This is a genomic window from Dictyobacter arantiisoli, from assembly GCF_008326305.1.
Lineage (GTDB): Bacteria > Chloroflexota > Ktedonobacteria > Ktedonobacterales > Ktedonobacteraceae > Dictyobacter > Dictyobacter arantiisoli.
Genome location: NZ_BIXY01000169.1, coordinates 1 through 4,854, shown reverse-complemented (window position 1 = coordinate 4,854; position 4,854 = coordinate 1). Strand labels below are relative to the sequence as shown.

The window sequence follows — 4,854 nt, the reverse complement described above, 5'->3', positions numbered from 1 at the left end:
TTCACATTCATACAATGATAAAAGATGCACCGAAGGCTGTTCTTCTGAGGCATGGCCCAACGTCCCACGCATCACTTTCCCATCCATCGCGGTGTGAATCAGCTCCTCCTCTTCTTGTTTGTCCCACGGGTTGCGCAACGAGATTACCTCATCAAATAGGAGAGGCAGTAGCGGCAAAGCCCACAAGAAAAGCATCTCCTCAGAAACCACTGGTGCTCATTGATGTAAAATGGCATCTGAACGTGTGAAACACTCCAGAAGAGGCAATGCTGTGGTATGAATGGATGAATCTTCCCCTTGACAAAGAGCGTCCACTCTGGTTTACTACAGAGTAGCTAACCGGTTAGGAAGAGAGTGCCGTATGAGTGATTTCATTGCCTTCTTCGCTCGTGTCGCGGGCGAAACGAAGGAAGCCTGCCAGCACAAATTGCATCCGTATGGAATCTACGCTGGACAGAATTTTCTCCTTGACCTCCTCTGGAGCACGCAAGAGGATCTGACAATAGGGGAGATTGCTGCCCGGCTTCATGCGTCTGGCCCATCCGTCACGCGAACCGTTCGACGCATGATCAGCCAGGGATTGGTCGAAAAATACCCGCATCCTACCGATGCCCGTCAGGTCATTGTCCGGCTGACCCCGAAAGGCAAAGAGCTTCAACAGGTCATTCCGCAGGTGATGGCAGAGGCAGAACAGGTGCTTTTGAGGAACATCTCGGAGGTGGAGCGTGCGCTTTTTGTGCGCCTTCTCGCACAAATGCTCCACAATCTTGAACAGAGCACCTCGCAAGAAGATTGATGACGAGCCACGAACAACGTCGGCTCATCTTTTTGCACATATACCTAACCGGTTATGTTTTTTTAGATCATGAGCTCACTCGAAAGAGAAAGGGATTTGTCAGTATGGAACTGGGTTTACAGAATCGTGTCGTTCTGGTGACAGGAAGTTCTTCGGGGATCGGTCGCGCGACAGCGCTCGCCTTTGGACGAGAAGGTGCGCGTGTGGGCATTACCTATCGCTCACAACGAGAGCAGGCTGAAGAAACGGCCAGACTGGTCATCGAAGCTGGCGGTCAGGCGATCGTCGTTGCGTATGACCTGGGAAGTTCGGAAACCATCACGCAAGCCGTCGAAATCATTGGAGAGCAGTGGGGCCGTATTGATGTCCTCGTCAACAATGCGGTCCAGTGGGGATCACTTGAGGAGATGAGCAAACGCTTTGAGGAGGTGCCGATGAGTAGTTGGAAAGCAACGTTGGACCTCTCGCTCGCAGGCGTCTATCACACGTTGCAACACGTCGTGCCTTTGATGCGTGCCCAGGGCTGGGGCAGAATCGTGAATGTGTCCTCCAATGTCGCTGAGGATGGGATACCCGGCGCTGGCGCCTATGCCGCAGCAAAAGCAGGATTGCATGGTCTGACTCGCGTATTAGCACGAGAACTCGGACCGGCTGGGATTCTCTCCAATGTCGTCATGCCTGGCTTCACGCTGACCGAACGCAATCGGGATCAGTTCTCTCAAGAGATGCAAGCGGCGGTCGCCCAGCAAACGCCCACTGGCCGATTGACCAGGCCGGAGGATGTTGCGGCCTTGATCGTGTTCCTTGGCTCGGCAGCCAATGGACAGGTGAATGGGGAAGCAATCCGTTGCACTGGTGGCATCTGAGCCTCCGCAACGATGGGACACCTGCGGAATCGGCATCGCATCCTGGAGGCCAGATCAGCCTCTCTCTCGACGCATGATGTGATCGCTCTTTCCCCAGGTTCGGGCGAGGAGAACAAGAAAGACCTGGAAACAGAGCAAGAAAGAAAGAGGAAAAATGACGCATATTCTCGTGCTAGTCCATTCGCAAGGGGGCAACTGTTTGACGCTGGCAGAACAGGCTCTGAAGGGCGCGGAAAGTCAGCCAGGAATGACTGCCCAGTTGAAACGAGTTCCTGAACTGGAGGAGGAGGAAGCATTGCGTGCCCATCCCTGGACGGGACGCGTCTACGCAGAACGCATCCATCCTCTTCCGGTGGCAAGCATAGATGACCTGGCACAGGCCGATGGAGTGATTCTTGGTTCAGGCACGCGCTACGGAGGGATGTCCGCAGCCATGAAATCTTTTCTGGAGAAGGCGAGTCCCGTGTGGAGGACGAATGCCGTATATGGTCGTCCCGCTGGAGTCATGGCAGTGGCTTCAACCCCGCATGGGGGAGTGGAACAGGCCGCGTTGGGGATGATGGTGCAACTCATGCATCTGGGGATGCTCATTGTCCCGTGTGGCTACGCGACTCCGCTGCTGCAACGCGCCGGCTCGCCGTATGGTGCGATGGCCATTGCTGGTGGAGCTGCAGGTCGCACCCTCTCGGAAGATGATCTGGCTGTTGCTCATTACCTGGGGCAACGGGTGGCTGAAGTCACGCTTCAGCTTGGCCCAAAGCATTTGCCAGCAGACAAGTGAGAAGAATCAGAAGCGGACAGATAGGTTGATGCCGTCGTCCTCCTCAGGTCCGAGGAGGACGACACACTCACGCCAGACATCCGCCAATATGAGAGGGAGCAAGAGGACCGGTTTCCTTTTCAGGAAGGCACAGAAAGAGGATGCTTCATCCAGCAGCAACCATCCAGATCTCTCCAGAGTCGGCACCATCGACTCCAGCATGGTTCGGTGAGGTGGCCGCAGTCGCTCAAGCCCTCATCTATCTGGGGAGGCTTGAAGCGATGAAGGAGCGCGTGCGTTTTGCTCGTCCTCGATTTGGCCTGTATGACACGATTGATTTTGTCGTCGTCCTCATCGGGTATGCTTTGAGTGGAGAACCCACCTTGAAAGCGTTCTATGAACGTCTTTTACCCTTTGCTACCCCTTTCATGGCTCTCTTCGGGAGAGCCAGCCTGCCTCATTGTTCGACACTCAGCCGTTTTCTCGCAGCCCTTGATCAGAGTACCCTGGAAGCTCTCCGTGCGCTCTTTCAAGAGGATGTGCTCGCCCGGAACCCGTTCCCCTCCTCTGGCGGCTTGTTCGACCGGATGGAACACCAATGGATTGTGATCGATGTGGACGGAACTCGACAAGCCGCTCGCCAACGTGCGCTGCCACAACTGGAGTCGCTGCCCGCTCCTCACCGCCGTTTCGATCAGGTCTGCGCGCCGGGCTATCAGGGACGTAAGCGAGGAGAAGTGGTTCGGACACGCACGGTAGTGCTTCAGGCGCATACGCATCAGTTTCTCGGCACGTTTGGGGAATCTGGCAATGGGGATTATCGAGGGGAATTGCGACGGGCCATTCAGGTGATCACCACCTATGCAACACAGCTTGGGCTTCCCCCCGCTTCCATTCTCGTGCGGTTGGACGGCTTGTATGGCGACGCCGCGCCCCTTCTTGATGTCCTCTCCGCTGATCTTGGGGTGATTGCCAGAAGTCGTGCGTACCACCTGCTCGATCTGGCGATGGTCAAGCAGACGCTTGCCGGCGCCCCAGTCCATGTGAGCACCCATCCGGAAAGTGGCATGACCCGCACCTTGTACGACTGCCCAGCGGTTCCTTTGACGCCAACTGGCAGGGAGGTGCGCTTGGTGGTGGCCGCGCACCCCGTCACCACCTCGTCCTCTCCTGTCGGTGTTGAGCGCGATGGCACGGTCTACGAACTGTTTGTGAGTACGCTCCCCTCTCCGGCGTTTACTGCCTCGGATGTGCTTGACCTGTATTTGCATCGCGGCTCGTTTGAAACGGTGTTGGCCGATGAAGATCACGAGCAAGATTCCGACCGATGGTGTTCCCATACTCCCAATGGGCAGGAATTCTGGCAAATACTTTGCCAATGGGTCTGGAACCTACGTCTGGAACTGGGGCAACATCTCTCTTCGTCCGAACTGCGCACGACGGAGTTTGCTGAAGCCTGTGTTGTTGAATCTGCTCCTGCCGTGGAACCTGTGCCTCCTGAGAAACCGACTCCGCAGGTCCAATATGGTCCGCCACAGTGGGCACGCCCCTCTTTCACGGGGGGCTTTCCAGGCTCTGCTTTTATCCCACAGCCGGATGGGACGCTGCGTTGCCCCGCTGATCGTCCGCTCTATCCACAAGAACGGCGCTCGGAGCGTGATGGCTCCCTGCGGGTTCTGTATGCCGCTCGCATTGGCCCTTGTCGCTCTTGCCCCGTGCGTGCGAAGTGTCAAGAAAGCAGTGACACGATCAAACCTCGACGAGTGAGTGCGGTGTTTTGGCCACTCGAATCCTCTCGCTCGGATGGTTCTCCCATGCCTACAGATACGCCAGCATCGCTGCCTCTTGCTCCGGTGCTGTGGAAAGACTGGCCGCGCTGTCACATCCGCCGGAAGTGGCTGAAAGTCATTCGCCGCGAAACGGTTATCTTCACCTTCGACGCCACGCCAGCACTACCACCCATCACCCCAGCTGTTGAAGAAATCCTGAGCCGAGCCAGGCGTGCACATTGGCGTCTTTCCTGGGAGCAGCGGCTGACACACAACGCCCGTTCGTCTGACGCGCCCAGGTTTTCCGTGACACTCCATGGCCTACCAGCCACCTTTGCCCGCTCTTTCGGCTTTGATTTGCTTGCTACCGCCTAACCGATCACTACAGACCTTATTCCCTTTCGCGATGCCGTCCGACCTGGTTGCTTTTCTCCATTAATGCACGTCAACAGCGCTTTCCTCTGCTTTCTGACGACGCAGCAATATTACTGGCAATCTCTCTCTTCTTTACTTGAGCTTAGCTCGTTGCGCAACCCGTGGGTTTGTCTTTCCCAAGACGACTTGGCTCAGCCCCACATTTCTCTTCAGCTCTTGCTCTCAGAATCACCTGTCCGATCGCTTTTGCTATTTCTTGTCCATCACAGCACGATAATGCCTCGCTGT

Annotated in this window: 4 protein-coding genes and 1 pseudogene; 4 read left to right on the top strand and 1 reads right to left on the bottom strand. The window is 56.1% G+C overall.

Annotated elements, in window-relative coordinates; translation table 11 throughout:
* Positions 1 to 195 (bottom strand): annotated as a pseudogene (locus F1593_RS29520) (hypothetical protein); the annotation flags it as partial.
* 166 nt (positions 196 to 361) lie between these two features.
* On the opposite strand from F1593_RS29520, the gene F1593_RS27210 reads away from it, so the two are divergent.
* From F1593_RS27210 to F1593_RS27195, 4 genes are all read left to right on the top strand, one after another.
* Positions 362 to 796: a MarR family winged helix-turn-helix transcriptional regulator gene (locus F1593_RS27210; protein WP_149404697.1), complete on the top strand. Its 435-nt coding sequence runs from the start codon at positions 362 to 364 to the stop codon at positions 794 to 796.
* Between the two features lie 104 nt (positions 797 to 900).
* A complete protein-coding gene (locus F1593_RS27205) occupies positions 901 to 1,662 on the top strand; it encodes an SDR family NAD(P)-dependent oxidoreductase (RefSeq protein ID WP_149404696.1) in 762 nt (253 codons plus the stop codon).
* A 154-nt stretch (positions 1,663 to 1,816) separates the two neighbouring features.
* Positions 1,817 to 2,443, top strand: coding sequence for an NAD(P)H:quinone oxidoreductase (gene wrbA / locus F1593_RS27200; protein ID WP_149404695.1), 627 nt, complete (start codon positions 1,817 to 1,819; stop codon positions 2,441 to 2,443).
* 140 nt (positions 2,444 to 2,583) lie between these two features.
* Positions 2,584 to 4,566, top strand: coding sequence for a hypothetical protein (locus tag F1593_RS27195; protein WP_149404694.1), 1,983 nt, complete (start codon positions 2,584 to 2,586; stop codon positions 4,564 to 4,566).
* Positions 4,567 to 4,854: the final 288 nt, after the last annotated feature.